The 21,181-nt window shown below is 37.9% G+C and carries 18 protein-coding genes; 7 read left to right on the top strand and 11 right to left on the bottom strand.

Features of this window, described 5'->3' with window-relative positions:
* Nucleotides 1-102 precede the first annotated feature (102 nt).
* The 3 genes from VSAL_RS21980 to VSAL_RS21970 form a co-directional block, all read right to left on the bottom strand.
* Nucleotides 103-675, bottom strand: coding sequence for an SLATT domain-containing protein (locus tag VSAL_RS21980; protein WP_012548889.1), 573 nt, complete (start codon nt 673-675; stop codon nt 103-105).
* A 79-nt stretch (nt 676-754) separates the two neighbouring features.
* Nucleotides 755-2,029: an SMODS domain-containing nucleotidyltransferase gene (locus tag VSAL_RS21975; protein WP_012548888.1), complete on the bottom strand. Its 1,275-nt coding sequence runs from the start codon at nt 2,027-2,029 to the stop codon at nt 755-757.
* A 547-nt stretch (nt 2,030-2,576) separates the two neighbouring features.
* A complete protein-coding gene (locus VSAL_RS21970; protein ID WP_049940478.1) occupies nt 2,577-3,524 on the bottom strand; it encodes an Abi family protein in 948 nt (315 codons plus the stop codon).
* A gap of 644 nt (nt 3,525-4,168) precedes the next feature.
* Here VSAL_RS21970 and VSAL_RS21965 point away from each other — a divergent pair.
* On the top strand, nt 4,169-4,537 hold the full coding sequence (locus VSAL_RS21965) for a hypothetical protein (RefSeq protein ID WP_012548886.1): 369 nt from the start codon (nt 4,169-4,171) through the stop codon (nt 4,535-4,537).
* A gap of 261 nt (nt 4,538-4,798) precedes the next feature.
* On the opposite strand, the gene VSAL_RS21960 is transcribed toward VSAL_RS21965, so the two are convergent.
* Together VSAL_RS21960 and VSAL_RS23125 are read right to left on the bottom strand one after the other, a co-directional pair.
* Nucleotides 4,799-5,188, bottom strand: coding sequence for a hypothetical protein (locus VSAL_RS21960; protein WP_012548885.1), 390 nt, complete (start codon nt 5,186-5,188; stop codon nt 4,799-4,801).
* Nucleotides 5,188-7,407, bottom strand: a complete 2,220-nt coding sequence (locus VSAL_RS23125; protein ID WP_012548884.1) for a pesticin C-terminus-like muramidase — start codon at nt 7,405-7,407, stop codon at nt 5,188-5,190. Before VSAL_RS23125 ends, VSAL_RS21960 begins: the two co-directional genes overlap by 1 nt.
* Before the next feature lie 275 nt (nt 7,408-7,682).
* Between VSAL_RS23125 and VSAL_RS21950 the strand changes: the two genes are divergently transcribed.
* The 5 genes from VSAL_RS21950 (at nt 7,683) to VSAL_RS21930 (ending at nt 11,337) form a co-directional block, all read left to right on the top strand.
* Nucleotides 7,683-8,864: an IS91-like element ISVsa21 family transposase gene (locus VSAL_RS21950; RefSeq protein ID WP_012548883.1), complete on the top strand. Its 1,182-nt coding sequence runs from the start codon at nt 7,683-7,685 to the stop codon at nt 8,862-8,864.
* Between the two features lie 297 nt (nt 8,865-9,161).
* On the top strand, nt 9,162-9,797 hold the full coding sequence (locus VSAL_RS21945) for a recombinase family protein (protein ID WP_012548882.1): 636 nt from the start codon (nt 9,162-9,164) through the stop codon (nt 9,795-9,797).
* Nucleotides 9,798-9,836: 39 nt separating this feature from the next.
* Nucleotides 9,837-10,037 (top strand): hypothetical protein, encoded by a 201-nt coding sequence (locus VSAL_RS21940; RefSeq protein ID WP_044583687.1) that lies wholly within the window; start codon nt 9,837-9,839, stop codon nt 10,035-10,037.
* A 415-nt stretch (nt 10,038-10,452) separates the two neighbouring features.
* Nucleotides 10,453-10,998: a recombinase family protein gene (locus tag VSAL_RS21935; RefSeq protein ID WP_012548880.1), complete on the top strand. Its 546-nt coding sequence runs from the start codon at nt 10,453-10,455 to the stop codon at nt 10,996-10,998.
* Nucleotides 10,999-11,061: 63 nt separating this feature from the next.
* Nucleotides 11,062-11,337 carry a hypothetical protein gene (locus tag VSAL_RS21930; RefSeq protein WP_044583686.1) on the top strand — a complete coding sequence of 92 codons (276 nt, stop codon included), beginning with the start codon at nt 11,062-11,064 and terminating at the stop codon, nt 11,335-11,337.
* Nucleotides 11,338-11,489: 152 nt separating this feature from the next.
* On the opposite strand, the gene VSAL_RS22510 is transcribed toward VSAL_RS21930, so the two are convergent.
* Nucleotides 11,490-12,497 carry a ParB/RepB/Spo0J family partition protein gene (locus tag VSAL_RS22510; RefSeq protein ID WP_012548879.1) on the bottom strand — a complete coding sequence of 336 codons (1,008 nt, stop codon included), beginning with the start codon at nt 12,495-12,497 and terminating at the stop codon, nt 11,490-11,492.
* A complete protein-coding gene (locus VSAL_RS21920; RefSeq protein WP_012548878.1) occupies nt 12,497-13,693 on the bottom strand; it encodes a ParA family protein in 1,197 nt (398 codons plus the stop codon). Before VSAL_RS21920 ends, VSAL_RS22510 begins: the two co-directional genes overlap by 1 nt.
* A 307-nt stretch (nt 13,694-14,000) precedes the next feature.
* On the opposite strand from VSAL_RS21920, the gene VSAL_RS21915 reads away from it, so the two are divergent.
* Nucleotides 14,001-15,068: a formylglycine-generating enzyme family protein gene (locus VSAL_RS21915; RefSeq protein WP_012548877.1), complete on the top strand. Its 1,068-nt coding sequence runs from the start codon at nt 14,001-14,003 to the stop codon at nt 15,066-15,068.
* A gap of 77 nt (nt 15,069-15,145) precedes the next feature.
* Here the strand turns inward: VSAL_RS21915 and VSAL_RS21910 are convergent, their stop codons facing one another.
* The 4 genes from VSAL_RS21910 to VSAL_RS21895 all read right to left on the bottom strand — a co-directional run bounded on the left by VSAL_RS21910 (nt 15,146) and on the right by VSAL_RS21895 (nt 21,034).
* A complete protein-coding gene (locus VSAL_RS21910) occupies nt 15,146-17,590 on the bottom strand; it encodes a LysM peptidoglycan-binding domain-containing protein (RefSeq protein WP_012548876.1) in 2,445 nt (814 codons plus the stop codon).
* Nucleotides 17,591-17,605: 15 nt separating this feature from the next.
* Nucleotides 17,606-18,199, bottom strand: a complete 594-nt coding sequence (locus VSAL_RS21905; protein ID WP_012548875.1) for a DUF4123 domain-containing protein — start codon at nt 18,197-18,199, stop codon at nt 17,606-17,608.
* Entirely contained in the window at nt 18,181-20,445 is a 2,265-nt protein-coding gene (locus tag VSAL_RS21900) for a type VI secretion system Vgr family protein (protein WP_012548874.1), read from the bottom strand. The genes VSAL_RS21905 and VSAL_RS21900 overlap by 19 nt, the downstream gene beginning before the upstream one ends.
* Before the next feature lie 70 nt (nt 20,446-20,515).
* Nucleotides 20,516-21,034, bottom strand: coding sequence for an Hcp family type VI secretion system effector (locus VSAL_RS21895; protein ID WP_012548873.1), 519 nt, complete (start codon nt 21,032-21,034; stop codon nt 20,516-20,518).
* Between the last annotated feature and the right edge of the window lie 147 nt (nt 21,035-21,181).

Genomic DNA, 21,181 nt, shown 5'->3' with positions numbered 1-21,181 from the left:
TCAAAAAACGGTGTTATTACGGCTGTTATGTTAAGTACGTATTAAATATTTTATGCGTACCAGCAGCGTTGGGGGAGGGGGAGTCGCCTCCTACTCTCAAACCTATTTTTTGATTTTCCGTTGAGACGTAGGTAAAAACATATCTATTTCCTCATCACTAAAGGTAAATTCCTCATTATATTTCAATGCTTCTGATGCCTTCCGGTAAGCATTGCCTACATCGGTATTTGGAGCCCCTTTATAAAGCTTATTCAAGGTAGCTTGTAAAACGTCTCGTTTTTTTCTGACATCATCATCACCAATTGCACCTGAGTTTATATCTGTAATGAGAGATAAATAAGATTCTCGAATATTCCATAAACTGCTTGCCGCATCTGAATGCTTCTGTGCTAGGCCACCAAGATCGTATTTTTTGACATACGTATTAAGGATCGTTAATACAAGAGAAATAATAGCAGAAACATAACCAATCTCAGATATATCACCAAAGACAGCAGCAAAAATACCTGTTGTTGTTATCGCTGACAGAACTATCTGCCAGAATTTTAGGCGGTTGTTTCTTTTATTGATAATATCCGCACACTTTTCATGTATCTTGTGTGTCCAGACAACCCTACCGTAACACTCTCGTATTTGATCCAGCAACGTTGTGCTAGCATGGGAGTTTGATACCATATATATATCGCCATTCTAGTTTGTAGTGTGTTTCCACTATTAATAATAGTGACCTATCGCAAGTGATATTTTAAAAGTATCACCTTGCGATAGGCACAGTAATTTCAGAGCGCGCCACAACGACGCCATCTTTGATGACATAACATTCAACAGAATGCTCTCCATTAAAGTTGGTTGATTCACTGCGATTCCCATAGCCCGAATCATCTAAGATTTGACCTCTGATACAGTCCATACGCTCTGCTTCTGGCCCGCGATTGACCACTTTCCATTTGAGTAAATATGGCTTAGGTACTTCAATTTCAGAAACGCTGAAAAACAGCGACTTATTAGCTCTCAAAGGAACAAAATTGCGTAGCATATAAGACAGTGAATATTCACGGTACCCATTCTGGGAAACGTCGCAGTCGATTGCCATATGATATCGGATATCAACAGGGTACTTGTCAGTAATAAACTCTTCCGTATCAAGCCAAGTCTGACGATTTTCGACAATAGCCGCAAGGTTCTCAACACTTTGAGGGTAACCGCGACCAAAGATTTTTCGCCATTTTTCGTTATTGCTGTCATTGATAGCTTCAACACAAAGGTCAAATGCTTTTTTGGCAGCTTGCTGAAAATTTTTCTTTACTTTAACATGCTGATTACTGCCAAGTGCATTCCAGCGTTCTTGTTTCGGTAAGTTGCTTAGGTATTCAAAGAAATCACGGCACATCTCGTCGTAATAGTGAGGCCCTTTATTATCGTATGCGTCGCTGTTATTTAAAAAGTTATGAGCGAGGGTATCAATCAGAAGCCCTCCCATTGCTACGCCATGCTTATTTTTCCATGCTCGAGCCATTTTACATAACGGTCTCAGGTTATAATTTTTCGCCTCGTTAACCTCCTTCAGAGCTTTAATTTCATCCTTAGGTTTGGTGATACGCCATGAGCCGTCCTTATGCGTGTAAGGGTACTTGAAGCTACCGTCGTCTTGTTCGAATACAGGCTGCACCTCGACCTTGAAATTCTGATAACTAACCACAACGACTAGACTATCTACCTTCACATCTGTTGTAGGATAACGAGATAAAATAGCATCCTTAGTATCTTTAAGTAACTGGCTTTGCTTATCTTTGTAAGTATCCCACTTTCCGTCTGGCATGATGTAAAGCATATCAAGGTCAGATATCCCTTTGATACCCGTATATCGCCCATATGAGCCAACTTGAAGTGTATTTGCTATAGTAGATTCTGTATTTCGGAACTGCTTGTTTAGCGCTTTAGTTATTTGACCATAGCGATTACTAATATTGCCCGAGTTGTCTATACGAATATTAACTAAAAACTGTTTGAAATCTTCTGAAACTGACATCTTTCACCTATATGCATATTAAAACAAAGTGAACTTTCTTCATGATAGGCCTTTAGCGCAATTGAAAAGTCAACTTGCGTATCAATTTCAAGGTAATGAAAGTCCTCTAAAACAATGTATTTTCTAACTCTAAGCTTCTCTTGTTAATCTGCTTCGCTAATTCCATTGATATATCAGAACCAATTTTATTATCTGCTAGCCCGACAGAGAGAGAAACTTTACTCGTTCCCTTAAGAGTTTTCGATTCTGATACTGTGATTTGGTATCCCGCACGTTTTAAAATTGATTCGTATATTTCATGGAATCGGATTATAAATGAAAACTGTTTAATTAATAGAATCTCATACTTATTAATAATTCAATCAATACCACTCTATGACATTAAGGTTTAAGGTACCGCCAGCTGATATATGACAATAGAGTTATGCTTGGTTTTCGTGGGAACTGAAATAAAATGTGATCATAAGCTAAAAAAGGTCGTTAGAGTTAACTGCTTTCCGGTTTAATATGACGATGGTTATCGTCATATCATATGCCCCATAATAAATTATCTTAACTTATGGATGCAAAATGGCACTCCATTATAATCCATAGAAACAGTCGCGTTATGACTAGATACTGAACTAAAACGCTCAGACAAAGAATCAACCTCTGCTGCGGTAAACGAACATTCTTGTTCGAAAGTTAAATATATTTTTAACTCTCTCCATGAACAGATACGTCTAGCATGATAAAAAACACCCCACGTACTCAATGTTGAGTGTGTTATTGGACTGATTACCTTAATTAGCTTTTCAAGTAAGTTTATTTTGTGCCTTATTGTCTCTATTGCACTCTTTTGATCTGTTGACTTTGATTTAATCCAAATACAATCATGGTGAAATAACCTATTGCGATAATCCTTTATTTCGTTAATTAAACGTAAGAATTCAACTCTAGCCTCTTCAGTATTACTTCCAAGTAAGTCATAACGCTTAAATACCTTGCTCATAGATTTAGGCCATAAATATTTATTTTGCTCGTCAAGTTCAGATGTATAGTGTGCACTGATGAAAATCTCCTTCCATGTGCCGAAATCTGTTGTAGCAACAATATCATCATGGTCAAACGTTGGCGTTGGAGTTGGGAGCGCGGCACCTGCTTGTAAATTTAATCTTTCTCGCTCTTTTTTTTTCCACTTTCTTTCAAGTTTTTTAATTGCGTTATTAATCCCATAATTAAAATTACTCCAATCACTTTTCGTTTTATCAACTGAAATGTTATCCCACCAATAATCGCCGAATCTTTTTCTTGCAACTCGATCAACGGAGTTCCTTAACAAGATTTCTAATTGCTGCATGAGAGGATATAGGGCAGCGGATGCATTTTGAGACCAAATATATGCGCCATACCTTTCCATTTCGCTCGCTTCCTCATCGAAGAAAACATCAAAACTTCTTAATCTTGGTTCAGATATGAGGTCAAAAATAGGTGCGTAAGTGATAGAACTTGGCATAAACCCAACCATTTGAAGAACATAGAATTATTGTTGACTATACCATTAACAACATGTATATTTAAACAAAATCAGCTAGTAATCGTGTTCATCCCCCATGCGAATGGGTTCTAGTCACTTCTACATATGGCTAAAGCTTCGAATGCCCCGGCTTTGCTGGGGTTTTTCACATCTAATCCCTAAAGATTTAGCATTATGCACTTCTTGGTTATATCTCCCCCCTGTTTTCTATTTAAATCAATAATTACTCAGTAACTTCCTTTTAAATAATAGTGCGGTAGAGCTTCATCTTCATGAACTATCTTTTCAATATTGGGTTGTTTTTCAGTAAAAATAAGTTGATGGTAGAAACCATTTACCAATTCAGGTTATTTGCAACCTTAAAAAAGTTATTAGAGATAATTATTTTCAATTAATCCAATAATATGTGTATATCTTTTGAACTGGTGACATTAGGATTTGACCCACTGCCATATGACAATGGAGTTATGACTAATTTTAGTGGTATTTGAATTAAAACGTGATCACGAGTAAAAAAAGGCCGCTAAACAAAAATGTCTAACTTTAAGGGTTAGCGCCCTCTCTTCATTTTGAATAAGTGTTATATTAAACAAAATTTGACCACAAATTATAGAGGAAAAACAGTGGATAAGCTATTTGATGTAGTGAACAATGGAATCACGGGAATTGTGAATAACGCGTGCAATAACCAAGCAATAGCAACACCTTTAAGTCAGAACGCATTCTTTCCTATGGCTTACATGGGTGAAATGATGTCGCGAAACGATATGCCAATGAAAATGCATGATTTCGCTGCTAGATGTATTAACTTAGTTGGGTTAGGTTGTAAGATTATGAATACTCATCAATCTGATTTCACTAACACAGATACATACTTTCTGTGTAAGACCTTTATCTCTAATGTTTGTGATGAATTAGAAATGCCTAACAATGACTACCAGAGAAAGTACTGGCTAGAGCAAATTAATAATAATTTACTTAGTGATAGTTGATATAAATAAAAATCGACCAAACTCCGACAAAAGTCGGTGTTTATTATGCGCGTATAAGTTAAACCAGTTTAGAGCTATTCAGCGACGCTCAAATCAATGAGCGTCCTTGATTGGTTGGTATTTATACAGGTAGTTAGATTAGGTACAGCCCAACTGGCACATAACAATGAAGTTATGACTAGTTTTAGTGATATTTGAATTAAAATGTGATCACGAGCTAAAAGAAAGGCCGCTAATTTTTAGGCGACCTTTTTACTTCAATTACTTAGCATAATCATCGCAAACATTAGAACTGGAACTTATAGCAACATAATACCGCTCGTACTTACGAATAATCATCGGTTTTTGTGAGTCATAAGTCCCCATCTTTGCTTTATCTTTAAAGCAGACATAATAATCATTATCACTAGAAGCTTTTATAACAGTTAAAGAATAAGTCCAATAATCATCATCTAATAAAATATTTTTTTCACTAAAGATAGGAGTAGGTAATTTTTTATTAAAATCTTTGAATGTTCTCTCCTCCCCTTTCCTCAACGGCATTAATGAGCTATTAAACGATGTGATATCGAGATTATTATAAATATCTTTCATAGGAAACGCAGAAACCGAACAACTAAAAACATACATTAATAGTAATAATTTTTTCACTACAAAATCTCCTTAATTAATTTAGCTTCTTTATGTCGTCTAACTTCAAAATCATCACCAAACGCCATTAAATTATCATACATACCATTCCAATCTTGATTAATAGCTTGTTCCCAAAATTTTTCAGCTCTACGCGGTAAATAACCATATTGATAAGCAACAGATGCTACGACTGTTTGAGCGTTAGCTGGCAAGCACTCAAACTTAACCTTACTTGATGAATTAAATAATTTTATAATCTTATCTGTTTCACTTTTTTTAACTGTTGCTTCTACAATAGAAAGATCGGCCTCGGTAAGTGAAAGAGGTAATGCTTTCAACTTATTAACAGCCTCATATTTTTTTAAGCCTAAATAAGGTGTGAATTTTTCAACCAATGATTCAGGTAGCCCCATGCTAATTAAATCATTAACATTTCGAGCTCCTAAGTCAAAACCACTCCCAATAGTAACGCCACTTTGACTCTTATCTGGCATTGGAACATAGCCTTCTTTTTTTGTTCCTTCTAACAATTGTATAAAGTGATGGTCAATCATTAATTTACATTTTCTAACGTACTTCCATTTGATTGTAACAGCTTCATCTAAGGCTAGTAACGTCTGATTTCCCACTACACCATCAGACTTTTTCATTTCATATTCAGGATGCACTTCATGCGTTGGCACAAACTCACGCTGAAAATCAATCACCGCTTGCTCAGTTCCGCTACCAAAATCACCATCAGCACCGTATTTGCCTAAATCAAAATTAAGCGTAAGTAACGCCTCTTGAATGGTTTTGATTTCATTGCTCTTGGGCGCGTCTTTATCGCCTTTCTTAATCGCACCTTTCTTTTCTTGAGCTATCGCCTCAAGTCCATCAGAGTCAGATAATATTTTAGAATGAAGTCGTATCGAATTGACTTTAATAACGCTCGTGTTTTTATTCAGAGCCGTATCGTCTTGCACAAACATATGGGCAACGTCTGAGAATGGTTTCTCTATCACACTCCACACATTAGCAAAAGAAAATACCCATTTATCACCGCTTACGTCCTCTGGACTTTGAGCGTTTCTATAAACGACGTCAGGTGCTTCGCTCTGTGCTGTGTTCTTCACTCGTAATTCGTTGTCTAACGCTAAGGCTCCGTCTTTATGCATTGGGTTATCTGCATTTAAATCATACAACTCTTTCGCACCCATACCATGTTGCTCTGCGATTTCGCCCCACGTTTCACGTTGCCCTGTCTCTGAGTTGATTTTACACACATGAAACTGGATGCTTTCTTGCTCTGGAGGTGTGTCTTTTATTGTTACAACATCACCCACTTGAATTAAATCAGGGTTCGTTATTTGAGGGTTTAAAGTCAGAAGTCCATTATAGGTAATCCCTTGCTTTTTCGCTATTAAGCCAAAGGTATCACCAGATTGAACCGTATAAGTGATTCGTCCATTGTCTTCTTGCTCTCTCATGACAATTTTATCTGAACGAGCAGTAACCACTTCATCGGGATTAATCAGGCACGCGCTTTCATCGAGCCATTGAGCGTTAATTTCACTCAATTGTTCTTGGGTCATTTTCTCTTTGGTATACAGTAAGTGTTGGCGAGAGATAACCGTATTGTTTATTTTCCAAGGCAATAAAATAAAGGCGTATTCATGCTCTGATAATAAATCAGAAGACAGTACTTTTCCTTTTGAATACGTCACTTTAAATGACCACTTGTCACCACCAGAGAGTGGATATTCATTTTCTAATTCATCATTAATGAAATGATAAAAGAAGCCGACTTTAGGCCATGCCAAGCGGTCATAGATTTGAATAGAAGGTTTAATCGGAACAAAGGACTTAGCATGAGTACCAGAGCCTTTTTTAACTGGAGACACATCGTTAAAAGTGAGGCAGTGACCGCTTGAAATGAAAAATTCACGAGTAAGGCTTTTTGGCTCATTTACCTTTACGCTTGCAGTCAGTAAGCTAAATCCTTTATCGGTTTGGGATTTTGTCCATAACGATATGCTCTCTTCTTCTTTCGTTTTCCCTAAAGAAAACGCACCCACTTGATAAGTATTTAATTCATCAAGCGTACAAGCTATTTCAATCGAATATTCAAACGCTGCCGTAGCAACCGGTTTCTCTTTGATTGGCTCATGATGAGGGGTATCCGCTTTCGCTTCTCTTGCTAATTCTTCATTCCACGGATAATACGCATTTACAAATTTTCTATCATCTACTTTCATTGCATACACAAGTTATGTTAATTGCCAAATCAATTTACTATTTTATCAAAACTCAATCCTGTCTATATAATTCATTTCTAGGCAGAGTGACGGGATCTATAGCCACTTTAACCAAAATCGTTAAAGTGTGATATTAAGCTGAAATTTTATTGGGAATGAAAATGTAAAAAAATAAATGGAATGATGCCTTACAAGATAAGCAACCTTCGGTTGCAGCTTCCACGCTGCAACCCTTTCGAATACAATAACGTGACAACATCACGTTAGCCTTTTCTATGTACGACCCTAATCATTTTAAACATCTATTTACTCTTGGCAGGTGCTTCTATAAAGCATACAAAGATAATTACCCTTTTCGCACCGTAGAATTAGAAGCCGTCGTAAAATATCTTTCTTGCAAAACAGATCGCTTAGGGAAGCTAACCTATTCATGCAGAAACAACGCCTGCTCACACGTAAAATACGTTTTTAGTACTTGTAAGAGTAAGTTATGCCCCTCGTGTGGCCAAAAGGCCACAGAGCGTTGGATAGCAGCTCAGAGTGAAATACTTCCAGATTGTAAATTCCGTCATATTACCTTCACTATGCCTGGTCAGTTTTGGCCCTTATTTCAATTAAACCGATGGCTCTTGGGGGATCTTTTTTCTATTTCTGCAAATACGTTACTCACTCAGGCGAAAACTAAAAAATTAACCATAGGTATTTTTGCGGCTCTTCATACCTATGGTCGGAAGCTAAACTTTAATTGTCATATTCACTTAGCATTAGCTGAATTAGGACTGGATAAGCATGAAAACTTAAAAAAGTTTTCATTTAAGTTTGCTTCATTAATGAAGCAATGGCGATACGGGATAATCAAACTACTGAGAGATAATTATGACCGACTGATATTCCCATCAGAGCTTAGCGATGAAGCAAAAAACACTCAGTCTTGGAATGGTTTTTTAAACACCCAATATAATCGTCATTGGAATGTGAATATCGCCAAAAAGACAAGCCATAAGAAACATACCGCTAAATATTTAGGAAGTTACGTAAAGAAGCCGCCGATAGCGGCCTCTCGCCTAAAAGAATATGCGAATGGGGAGGTCACGTTCACCTACTTAGACCACAACAGCAAAAAACATAAAGAGTTATCGCTTACTCAAACAGAAATGATGTTGAGGGTGCTGAGCCATGTCCCAGAAAAATATTTTAAGATGATACGTTACTTCGGTTTTTTATCGACACGTTTACGTGGCGATATGCTTCCAATTATTTATGAAAAGCTAGAGCAAAAAGTGAATAAACCAATGGTTTTTAGTTTTGCATCGATGATGAAAGCTCTTATGAAAGTAGACCCATTTGAATGTATTTTATGTGGTTCAAAAATGTTTTTCAGCGGATTTATCCGAGGGCCTAAGCTTGGTCAATTGGTCAGTTCAATAGAAAACCTAGCGTTATTAAGGCCAATGTAGACAGCATGACTAGGATAGAACCGTCTTTTTGATGTCATTTTGAGTAAAAAACAAACAGGTTGGGTGTATTTAGAGAATTAGAAATAATTGGTCTTGTCGAATGTCCTTCGAGGACTGAAGGTATGGCTCGATATTGTTGTTGCTCTCAACTTTGAAATTCCTGTCCATTAAATCCACCTATGACATTAGGGTATAGATAAAAGTCACCACCTGTATTTTAGCTTCTTTAACTCTTTGTCATAACCTTTTTGTCATGTAGTATTAGATCATTATTTAAATGACACGTTGACTCCCTATATGTACATATTTGGCTATTTAAGAGCATCAACTAAAGAGCAAGATGCAAAAAGAGCGCAAGACAGTTTAAAGGTATTTATTGAAGATAAAGGTGCTCGAATAGCGGGATGGTACATTGAAAATGTTTCTGGTGCCTCACTGCAAAGACCTGAATTAATGCGATTACTTCAAGATGCAGAAAAAGGCGATGCGATCTTGATAGAGCAAGTTGATAGACTTTCACGTCTTAATGATGACGATTGGGAGACACTTAAAGAATTAATAAATAAAAAACAATTAAAAGTGATTAGTTTGGATTTACCAACCAGTCATGCTGTATTAATGAAGCACCAGAGTGATGATTTTACATCTGCTATGTTTAGAGCCATCAACAACATGATGTTAGATATGCTTGCTGCCATAGCTAGAAAAGATTATCAGGACAGAAGAAGACGCCAGGCTCAAGGGATTGATAAAGCCCAAGAGGAAGGAAAATTTAAAGGACGACGACCGGATTTAGAGATGCATGAGAAGATAATTCAGCTTCGTGTCCATAATGAATTGAGTATTAATTCTACCGCTAAGCTAGTCGGTGTTTCTGCAAGAACGGTGATTAGAATTGTTAAGCAATATAAAGAGGAAATGGGTCCAATTTAGTTTAATACATTGGGTGTGGCAATTAGTAAAGGAATAATAATGCCAGCGTTTAAAGTTAAATACCTTAACTCTAAAAAAGAGTTATTACATTGTGAAAGTATTTTCATGAAAAATATTGGAGCGGCTAAACGTTCTTCATCGTCAATGGCACCAATGAATACGGAAAGCATTGAGATTTATGATGTAGGTGAGAAATGGTTAGCAACAAAAGAGTTGGGGAAATGGAAATCGATAGAATAAGCTCACTTATTTTTATTGGACCCTGTAAATAATTTTATTTGTTTCTTCTAACTCGCAAGTGCCCCATTGTTTGATGGTGCGTTGTTGCAAAAATATTCTTCAACATCAACTAAATACGAATTCTGTCTAGTTGACTAGACTAAAATAAATTCAATTGTTCGAGCTATATAAAAAAGTATACGACTTAGGTAATACATATCTTTCATCATCAAAAAGTTCTCCTTATCTATTGAACGGTAATTTATTCTATAGTGGTCTGTAAATTCCTATAGTCAGGGTTAATTACTGTCCAGAAAGGTGTACCTTTTTGGACTCTCCTAATCTCCCACTAAACCTGTTCAAAAAGTCTTATTGATAATTAATGTACATGACCATAAAGTAACACATATCTTTTTGAACACAATTAGGCCAAATTATGCTCCTTGGTTATGCACGAGTCAGCTCAAAAGAACAATCTCTCGATATTCAGATAAAACAGCTTCAAGAATTAGGCTGTGACAAAATCTTCCAAGAAAACGCGAGTGGTAATGATTCAGAGCGAACCCAATTAAATGCGATGATCGATTTTTCTCGTGATGGTGATGTAATCCATATAATGAAAGTAGATCGACTTGCCCGTAATACTATTGATGCATTGAAAATTGCTGATCAGTTAGCAACTAAAGGCGCAGGTTTGGTATTTCATGATTTGGGTAACCTCGATATAAATTCAGATGTCGGTCGTATTATTTATACTACCATTTCAGCCTTCGCCGAATTGGAAAGAAAACGCATCCTAGGGCGTTGTAATGAGGGCAGGGAGCAGGCAAAAGAAGAAGGTAGACACCTCGGCCGCTTTCCTAATAAGACGCTTCATAATCGCATTAAAGAGCTTGCGAGTGAGGGGATGAATAAAAACGCGATCAGTAAAGAATTGGGATGCAGCCGGACAACTGTTTATAGTATTTTGAATAAAAATTAAACATAAAGCTTTGATTCTTGCTCTTCTTGAGTTTATGTTAACTCAAGAGGTTAAGGAGATCTTATGAAGCTTACATTTAATAATCCAGTTAAAAATAATCGTACATCAATAACTCTTAGCAACAATATGATACGACTTTGGGCAACAATAAATCATTACGATACAGACTCTGATGATTTTATGTTAGAAGCTCAATTTAAATCAGACATAAATGAGCTTATTTGTGATTTAGCAAATAGTTATGCCAAAACAATAAGTAATTTTCCGACCTTTGTTTCGTATGTCGAAAATTACATGATTATAGAAGCTGAAAGTACAATAAAAAAACTGAAAATGTAGTAAATAAGGAACGTTATGATTAAAAAGCTCTTATATTGGCGACAGTTTAATAAATTAATACGTTTTGTTAAATTGTCGCCAACACATTCGATTAAGTGCTAGATAACTTCATGTGTCTATTAGAAATTTAAAACTTTCACAGTGTGAAAGTTTTAAATTGATGGCAACCCATACTTCGCTAATATATCTTTTAGTTCAGCTAAACATTCATCACCAACATTTTTGATATTAAGCATAAGATCTCCATTATCCAATATTGCTTTTGCTCTAGAGCCATCAGTTAATGACGTGAATGCTACTTTTGATACGATAGACTTTTTATTATTTATAGACATAATCATTTGCACAACATCACCATTTACTTTATCAGCATCAATTGCATTTAATCGTAATTGTTCTGTTTTTTCTTTTAAGTTAGTAGCTAATAATACTACTTCACTTAATTCATTCTCATCTAATTCATTGATAAACTTTGATAGTTTAATAATCGTTGGGCGACCTAAATCAGACGGAGATGGAATAATATCAATAAGCCAATCAGGTAATGAAGCAGCCTTTAAACACTCAGAGACTAATCCTCGATTCAAACCTAAAGCCGTAGCAAGTTGAGTCGGATTATTATAAGTCCCTTCATTTATCAAATTTTGGTACTGCTTACCTTTCTCTATTAGAGATAATGGTTTATATGTATTTGCTGTAACAGAGGTGGTACGTTTAGTTTCATTATCTAGTTGTTCTTTTGTAACCCATACTAGTAAATCATGGCCTGCATAATAACAAGCAGAGCGACGCTGGGAACCATCTAGAATTTCAATTAACTCACCACTTATCTGCCCAATGGCCGGATATTTTTGACCTTCTTTTTCTATCGCCTGAGTTAATTTAATAACAGATAAACGTGAAACAAAATTTTGTGAACGCTCGTTTTCTTTAGATACAATCGTTTCAGTTTCGATTACTGCATTTGGAAGAGTTCGAAGCTCAAACTTAACATTCCTTTCCCCAAAAGTAAGAGTCAGATTTGACCTACCACCTTCAAAAGCTTGCTGGAGTTTTTCTACATGTTGAATAGATTTTTGGTATGTTGATGTACTGACTCCCGCTAACATAGCCGCTTCTTCCGCTATTTGAGCATTTGTTTTAGTTTTCTTTTTAGCCATTATGCTTCTCGCTTGAATTCAGTAGATTGAATTTGCTCATAAAGAGCAACAATTAATGAATAGGTTGATAACTGAGCACGTTGCAATGTTTTCTTAGTGGCATTGTACTGGGACTTACTCTCACCAAAAATAGTTTGATGGCGTGCACTTAAGTTAGAGACTGCTTCTGAATGTAAAAAATTACCTTGGAAGCAGTTGTTATTTGCGCCAATGCGTAATGTCGATGCAATAGTTATTTCTGTTGAAGAATTTTCATTCACAGCCGTCGGTAATACATTAATATGATCATAACCATTATGATCAAATCCACACAGTACAGTGCTGTAAATATCTTCTAAAAATTCAAAATATTTTACGCTAGAATCTTTATCTAACTCAGATGGTCGAACAGGTATAATTAAAGAGGTTGCAACATAATGTGCCGCAATAACTGATGTTCCGAAGTTAGGTGAGCAATCGATCATAATTACATCAAACTGCTCACTCACAGCATCAATAATTTTTTTTAACTCCAAATGAGGAGCGTAGTGCTTTTTTGTTTGTTCTGCATTAAATTGTTCCCGAAGTACTTGAGCTTCATAACTTCTATCCATCGGCCTCGCCGGTAAAATACGTAAGTTAGGAATTTGAGTGTCAAGAAAACATTCATTAACAAATCTAGCAAGAGTCTCACCTTCTTCAAGTTCATACTCTTGCTTTAATATTTCACCAATAGAATAATCATCGTCGGTTATATTTGGACGTAAGAAAGTAGTACTAGAACCTTGAGGATCTAAATCAATAACTCCTACCCTTAACTCTCTATCAAATATTTCAGTACATAAACCAGTAGCTAAAGTAACACAACTAGTTGTTTTGCAAGTTCCACCTTTAAAGTTGGAAAAAGCATACACAACAGCCTTTGTTGAACGTTTTTTGCTACGCTCAGGTAATAATTTATTTCTTATTTTTTCTAATAATAAAGAATCAATTGGGAAGCAGAATTTTGGGTTATACCCCAATTCAACTAATACTTCCTTTAATTTCCGATGATCAACATTTCTACATGCTTCACACGCTTCATTTAAGTTATAAGTACGATAATACAATTGATTTGGTGCATCACCAGTAAGCTTAAGCTCTGTTTCTGCTATCGATATACGCTTAGATACATTAGCTAAAGAGCGAATAGTAGTAAGTGTGTCTTGTTGATTCATTATTAAATATCCTTCAAAAATGACGATCTCCCATGCAATTGAGCTTATTGTCTCACATTCAATGGGAGTGTCTAGGTTTTTAAATTAAATTATTTTTTGTTGGGATCGCTGAGGGGTAGAATAGGGATTTTGCATGAGTAAAATAAAGTTTCACAGTGTGAAACTTTATTTTAATAGAGAAGGAATATCTAACAATAGTACTGTTTGATACAGACAGGTATCAATACAGAACAAACCTCACAGATTACTTCCTGCAATTCAAACTCAAATAGCTTAAAATAAAAACATAAAATTATAAGGAAGAATTATGAAAAAAAAATGGTTAGGATTGGCTTGTTTACTGCCATTATTAAGCGGCTGCAACGATGCGAATTCCTCTATCAGCGCATCAAGTGAAACGGTATCAAAACAACAGATTGATACCATCATTACGAACATCAAGAAATTGTACCCTGATGCATCAAATGAATTGAAACAACATACATTAAATACTGCAATTCGTGCTATTGAAAATTTAGTCTTTGTAAAAGGCGGAAGTTTTGAAATGGGGGATTTTAGAGCTCCTTGTGAAATTCCAAGTGGGACAATCAATCGAATAGATTGGGCACCAGATTCACAATGTTTTGCTTCCCCATCAAGCACAACCACAGGTGCTAATAATATACACAAAGTAACGCTTGATTCTTACTCTATGTCTTCTTATGAAACCAGTTTTATGGATATGGAGTGGATGCGACAGATTAACGGATTACCTGTCGCCGCTGATAACATGGCTGATGGGGGTATCATAAAGCGACATTCAGATAGGTATAAAAAAGTCATTCAATATAGGAAAAATCAAGCGGCTAGAACAATAAATTGGCATGAGGCTAAAAATTACTGCCAATGGTTAAGTAATCTTACGGCGCTGCCTTTTGACTTACCGAGCGAAGCACAATGGGAATATGCAGCTCGTAATCGAGGTGAAAAGCGTTATTACGCGACCAATAATGGTTATCGACAACTTCTTGGTTCTGGTTATAACAACCCTTCAACAGGCTATCGTGTTAATTATACCGATGAAGAAGCCAATTCCAGCACAGAAAGAGAAGCTTATATTGGCCGCTGGCCAGCCAACCCATTAGGGGTGTATGGTATGAGTAATAATATCAGTGAGTGGGTGAATGATTGGTATTCACCAACCTATTACCAAGAATCACCAGAGCACAATCCACGAGGTCCAAAAACAGGAAAAGAAAAAATAATGCGAGATGCGGGAGGAGCCACGATGACTTTTGCCAGAATCCCGAAGAATATCGAAGTAGATAGATATTATTCAAGTAATAGTTTTCGCTGCTCTCTTCAAAAAGAAACGCCTGAGACCTCTCGTAATTAACCTTTAATATTGATGCCCCTAGCTTTAGGGGCATATCTTTATTAAGTAACTGCTTTCTTTCCACTACCTAACAATCATCAACTTATTTCAGCTTTTGGAGTAAATGGCATGGACATTAACTCTGACTGTTTTTTCGCTTTTGCTAAACGATAAACCCAGCCATTAAATTCCCTTTGCTGCTCACCATCTAAGACCGTATTTATACGTTTTAAATTAGCGAATAATTTTTCATAGCCTGCTTCTCTCGTACCAAAATCGTTCATACGAGATAAAATCTCTTCAAACTTACGCCAACTGTAAATGGTTTTCTTTAATAAGTAACAAATAGCAGTCTCTTGTGATTCCTCGCTTCGTAAAGTAAAGTCTTCCACTAAGGTATTGAGCATCATACCTACCACTTCAGGCAACAGTTGATCCGAAGGAACGCCACTAAACACCTCTTCACTAATGATACGCTTAGAAAGAATTTCAGCCTCTTTTTGTCGATCCATCGTTTCCTTTCTTTCATCCCATAAGCCTATAATTACCTCCTCCCCTGATTTAACAGCATACTGAAGAGCTTGAATAGGCTCCTTACACAACAACTCAGAAGTAAACGCTAAATAACTGGCCTTAATTAAATAGTTGTAAGCCTCTTCATCTATATTTTCAAGTAATCGATACCCTACCCATTGAAGTCCTTGAAGGATCACTTTCGCCAGCTCCCACAACTGCTCTAAGTTAATCAAAGAAGCAAAGCTGCCACTCCCTCCAGGACCACATACCAAACGTCCTGAGCACGCAAAGTAAAAAGCCCCTTCCCTAAAAGCTAATTGAAAATCGACACCAGCACCAAGACCGCCAGCGATGTTTCCTTCTCCTGAAATTTCAGCTAATTTTTGAAAATCAATGTGAGTGCTCTCTTTCACATTCGGTGGGGCTTGCCATTCCGCACTGCCAGTAACTTTACCGCCAACCTGCATTCCTGCAAAACCACCCACTTTAAGGCCTACCTGACCGCTACTATTTGAGGTCGCTATAGCAACATTAGGGCTGTACATGGCACCAATACTGCCATCCCCTTGAGGTATTTTTCCAGCAGAAGCACCAGCACTCACCATTCCGCCAGCAAAGGCACTTAATTGCATTTCACCTTTGAGCCTAAAACACCCAAAAGCATAGGTGGCGGTTTTTTTATTTGCATCGGTATACGTTAACTTAGCTGCGTAGCCCCCTTTATAAGGTAAGAAGCCTTCTATTTTTACCGAAGCCTCTGCAAGAGAAACCGACGCATCTCCACCAATAGCAATCCCAGTTTTATCGATGGTCGCTGCGGCATTCGCCCCCCAGCGAAGTAATTGTGCTTCATAACTCACGGCTATTTTGGTGTTATCCCCTTCTCCCCATAAGTTATATTCCTTCTTGGATTCAAGCCAATTCCATCCTTTTGCATCCCATTTCGCGATCTGATTTTTTAATGGACCCTCTTTTATATTACTTCTTATATCAGCACTAATGTCTTTTACGACGGCTTTCATGACGCCTTTTTTATTATTATCAATGAACGCTTGTCTGGTATTGGTTCTATCTGGTAGCTGACGCCAGTGCTCTCGTTCTCGGTCAAAAAAATCAGCACGAATATAAATATATTTATTCTCAAGCACCGAAAAAACTTCAATTGAATGACGCTTTAACTTATTTTTTCCTTTTATATTTGCATGATTGACTGACTGATTATTTGGTTTTATTGGTGATGGTTTACTTTGCGCTTTCTCTGCACTTTTTTGTACGATGATCAGTTGTTGCTGACGTAATAAACCTAGGTCGGTATCAATACGCACAAGCGCTTCTGATCTTAATGCACCAACAGAAACGTTATCGACATAAAAACCATTCTCATCGTAATTAGTCACAAACGCCTTTGCCTTTTTAAGCTCGGAAATTTGTGTTTCTATAAATTCCGCATTTTCATTGTTTTTCTCGTTTGTTTGTCTTCTTGCTTCATTTCTTTGACTTTGCCTATCAAGACTTGACTCAGATAAGTGGATAGCTCCTGCATAACTCGCCGCCTCTAACCACGCTTGTCTTTTTTTTGCATGTAATGCCACTTGCTCTTTTGTTGCACTTTCTTCATTAGGTGTTGCATTAAGAAGTTCGACATAACCTTTAATCAGCTTATCCGTCTCCTTAACTTCTTCTTTTACAAATTGATGCGCCTTCTCTCCCACACAGTAAAAATCCGTTTTATGCTCGCCTGTCACAAATAAGATGTCATGCACCTCCTTTGGTTGACACACTGGTGGAGACATCAATGTACAGGTATCTGATACAGGACGAGGGCGCACGGGCTCAATAAGATACCCCTGTTTTACCACCTCATCGTTCAGAACTTCAGGAAGGCGAACGCTATCACCCACATGAATTAAATCAGGATTGGGCTGATATTGTGGGTTTAACTTAAGCAGGGTGGTAAAAGCAACGTCATTATTAATCGCAATGTTAAGCAACGTATCGCCACGTTGAACAATATAAGATGGATTCATGGTGTGATTACTCCTTTACCACTGAGTTGAAATGGATGTCATCGACGCAAGATGCAGTTCGGTCATATTCCATTGATAATCGGAAAACGGGGCCGAAATAGGTGCCAATACAGAAACACTTAACCACCTCTTGTTAAACCACGTTATTTTATTGATAGGAGAAAAATAATCACGACGCTCTTCATCTGAGAGGGAGGCGACTAGTGGCAATAATCCTCTCGGATCGTAATATCGAAGAAAGAGATCACCAACGCCTTTTTTAACGACTAACGCATTACGTAGGGAGTACATTAACTGACTGCAACTTGTTGTGCTTGCCGTATGAAATAATGCACCGCAATGGGTGGTACTCATTTTTTTTATACAGATATTCAACAAGACTTGAGCGCTCGTTATGTTAATAACAACGGGCCCATTTTTTATCACACTAAATGGGGTTGCATTAAATAAATTAACGATTTCTAGCTCATGGGTATGAGGGCTTAATTCGACGTTCCACTCAGGCCATAATTCGGGTTCAATAACCGCATAAAGGATCTCTTCCTCTCCAAAGACAGGGACTTCAATGCCATTAACTCGCCATTGTTTGTTTAACTGTGCAGTTTGCATATATCCCCCTGACCGCATTGACATAGCTCTTTAATAATTGAGCCTTCTTGAACCATTTCACTGTACACCGAAGAATTCATCACAGGCTTGGTTGATGCCAATGGCGACATTGAAAAAGTACGAGGAGGGTTAACGCTCACACTGCTACTTTGACTGGCCGCCGCGCCAGGGTTAATCGCAACACTCCCCCCAACTAAGGCGACCGAGCCTGAGCCATCAATCGTAATATTTGAGCCATACAAAGTGATGGTGCCGTTATTTTTTAAAATGAAACCGGAACTGCCTACTGTCGCGTTAATTTCATCCGCACTAATAATCGTATACTCACCATCGGATTTCATGGAGGCATTGCTTCCGACCTCTACTGTTAAGAGTTTGCCAACAGTTAACGTATCGTCAGCGCTAATGTCACTGCTTCTTGCCCCCATAGTGATCGTGCTTTTATCACCAGAAATAGTCAGTTCATCATTTTTTCCCACCGTACTATTACGATCCCCATGAACCTCTAACGTTTGTTTAGCAACAACGTTCTTTTCCATATTAGCGTTGTAGCTGACCTTGACATCTTGCTCAATCGTTTCCGTGAACGTTTGCTTAGTGATTGAAATTTTATTACCTTCAATGGTTTCTTTTCTGTCTTGCTTGATGGTATTTTCTTGATTACGTCCAACGGTTAGCGCTTCATCATTCCCTATGGTTCTGAATCGGTTATTAAGAACCTTGGATCTCATGTCTTTTTGAGCATGAAAATAAACTTGCTCTTGATTGGCTTCGTCTTCAAACGACATTTCATTGTAGCCCTCACCCTTGTGAGTTTGGGTACGAAACACCGTTTTAGTTTTGTTCTCAGGTAATGGGTAGGGCGGGGTATTCACTCCGTTATATACCGTACCAGTCACTAATGGTCTATCAGGATCCCCATCTAAAAAGGTCACGACCACTTCGTGTCCTATTCTCGGTAAATAGACCGCGCCCCAAGTAGGCCCCGCCATTGATTGACACACACGAAGCCAACACCCTGCATACTCATCATTATTTCCATAACGATCCCAATGAAACTGCACTTTAATGCGTCCGAGTTTATCGGTGTAAATCTCTTCCCCTGCCGGCCCGACAACGACAGCCGTTTGAGGTCCGTCAACCACAGGAGCGGAGAGTGTAGGGGAGCGGAACTCAACGTCTCGTGGCAAACAAATAAACTGGTTCTGATAAGTGGTCGGTAGACCGCTGGACTCTTCTTCATGCACTTGTGGGTTATGACCAGAGTGGCTTACTGACAGTAACGTATAATCTCTATTTATGGCTTTTCTTGAGTGTCTTATCAACTCGAAGCTATAGCCTGCCGTTAAGCGCATAATGCTGCTTTCCGCTTCTATTTGATGACTTTCAAGATGATTATCCGCTAAAAGAGAAACCGCTTGTAACTGACCTTGAGAGGCTTCAGCGTAACGACCTGGGTAATCAAAAAACGCCAAATCAGTATCTCGATCCCTTTGTTGCTCCACTTGCAGAGGAATACGGGGTTGCTCGTAGTTATAATCGGTTTGAGTCACGTGACCGGTACGAACCCGATGATAAGTGCTTAACTCAAAGACGTGCTCCCGATCTGCATTTCCGCCCCCCTCAGATTGATACACGAATGGTCCCATATAAGAAGCATTTTCTGGTGAGCTGATAATTTCAGGTATTGCATCATTTTTATCGACAATCACTAGCGTATGATTACTTTCACTATGCTCAAAGTAATACCATAATCCCTGCTCAGCCAATAAACGTTGAACAAAATGGCTGTCCGTTTCACGATACTGAAGCACGTATTCTTGAGGAGGGTAGGCGGCAGAAAGCTCAAAACGATAATCGGTCACAGCCCCGCCATCAAGCACCTCAGTGACAATATCAATTACAGATTTATCTTGAAATATCCGACAATCTTGACGCTGAGTTAGAAACCATAATTGAGGGGAGAGGGTGATTTGATAACGGGAAAATCGACGACCAACCCCTAAGTAACGCACCTCATTCACAACACCATGAAATTGACGACTATTCCCCATCCCCTGACCCATCAGAGTCAATAAAGCAGGTTTTCGACTTAATCCATCAAACGCGATATCCGCATCAAGTGAAAGTAATGACAAAGTGACGCGAAAAGGGCGAGACAACTCTTCAACCACATGAAAACTCTCGACACGAAACTCATGGGCTGTGCCAAACACCGTAAACGTAAATTCTATCTCTTTACTCATGTCTTTTACCTGATACTAATACGACAAAAGGGCCAACAGGGCCCTCATTTAAAATTATGTCTTCGCGTCATTACGCTTCGCGAGGTTTACGCCAATCGTCATCGCCAGCCGTACCACACGTTTCGTGCGTTACTTCAATGGCACGATAAGTAAACTTCAGAACTTCTTCTGTTACGCGATCTGAGGTTGCGGCGTCTTGGCAATGAGCCATGCGAGTTTGCACATCAACCAATAATGCATCGATAAGTTTAATGGTGTAGTAATGCTCTTGCTTACCAGACGTGGAAGTACGGTAGAAATTGATGCTACATTCCGGTAATTTCTCACCAGACACTAACGCATTAAATAACAATGGAGAGCATCGATCTTGTTGCTTAGTCACGATCACCGGACGGTGGACACGTTGGCCAGTAGGTTGGCCACTTTGTGGATCACGTGGAACGGTTAATACATGATCAAGCTCTTGAACTAAAAATTGATCGATGTGTGCTTCCTGCCAGGTATTACCGACAGAATCTGCTGAATAGGCATCTTTGGTGATATCGCCCTGAACTTCGCCTTTTATAGACATATACGCTGGAGTTGGCATCGTTGTATTCCTTATTTTGGATTCTATTTAGGATAGCGTGTTACACGAGTTAACCTAGATAGAGCAATTAGAATGCCAATATTAAAACACCTATATATCAATAAGTTAAATAAATTCAATTTTTATCTTTTTATTTACTAACCAAGA

The organism is Aliivibrio salmonicida LFI1238 (assembly GCF_000196495.1).
GTDB classification, from domain to species: Bacteria; Pseudomonadota; Gammaproteobacteria; order Enterobacterales; family Vibrionaceae; genus Aliivibrio; species Aliivibrio salmonicida.
Note: the sequence above shows the minus strand (reverse complement) of the source record. Positions and strands in the feature narration are given on the sequence as shown.

Coding starts and splice junctions, on each gene's coding strand:
- VSAL_RS21915 (WP_012548877.1), top strand. CDS start 14,001: ATGAAAAAAAAATGGTTAGGATTGGCTTGTTTACTGCCATTATTAAGC.
- VSAL_RS21930 (WP_044583686.1), top strand. CDS start 11,062: ATGAAGCTTACATTTAATAATCCAGTTAAAAATAATCGTACATCAATA.
- VSAL_RS21910 (WP_012548876.1), bottom strand. CDS start 17,590: ATGAATCCATCTTATATTGTTCAACGTGGCGATACGTTGCTTAACATT.
- VSAL_RS21905 (WP_012548875.1), bottom strand. CDS start 18,199: ATGCAAACTGCACAGTTAAACAAACAATGGCGAGTTAATGGCATTGAA.
- VSAL_RS21980 (WP_012548889.1), bottom strand. CDS start 675: ATGGTATCAAACTCCCATGCTAGCACAACGTTGCTGGATCAAATACGA.
- VSAL_RS21920 (WP_012548878.1), bottom strand. CDS start 13,693: ATGAATCAACAAGACACACTTACTACTATTCGCTCTTTAGCTAATGTA.
- VSAL_RS21940 (WP_044583687.1), top strand. CDS start 9,837: ATGCCAGCGTTTAAAGTTAAATACCTTAACTCTAAAAAAGAGTTATTA.
- VSAL_RS21895 (WP_012548873.1), bottom strand. CDS start 21,034: ATGCCAACTCCAGCGTATATGTCTATAAAAGGCGAAGTTCAGGGCGAT.
- VSAL_RS21945 (WP_012548882.1), top strand. CDS start 9,162: ATGTACATATTTGGCTATTTAAGAGCATCAACTAAAGAGCAAGATGCA.
- VSAL_RS21950 (WP_012548883.1), top strand. CDS start 7,683: ATGTACGACCCTAATCATTTTAAACATCTATTTACTCTTGGCAGGTGC.
- VSAL_RS21900 (WP_012548874.1), bottom strand. CDS start 20,445: ATGAGTAAAGAGATAGAATTTACGTTTACGGTGTTTGGCACAGCCCAT.
- VSAL_RS21970 (WP_049940478.1), bottom strand. CDS start 3,524: ATGCCAAGTTCTATCACTTACGCACCTATTTTTGACCTCATATCTGAA.
- VSAL_RS23125 (WP_012548884.1), bottom strand. CDS start 7,407: ATGAAAGTAGATGATAGAAAATTTGTAAATGCGTATTATCCGTGGAAT.
- VSAL_RS21975 (WP_012548888.1), bottom strand. CDS start 2,029: ATGTCAGTTTCAGAAGATTTCAAACAGTTTTTAGTTAATATTCGTATA.
- VSAL_RS22510 (WP_012548879.1), bottom strand. CDS start 12,497: ATGGCTAAAAAGAAAACTAAAACAAATGCTCAAATAGCGGAAGAAGCG.
- VSAL_RS21935 (WP_012548880.1), top strand. CDS start 10,453: ATGCTCCTTGGTTATGCACGAGTCAGCTCAAAAGAACAATCTCTCGAT.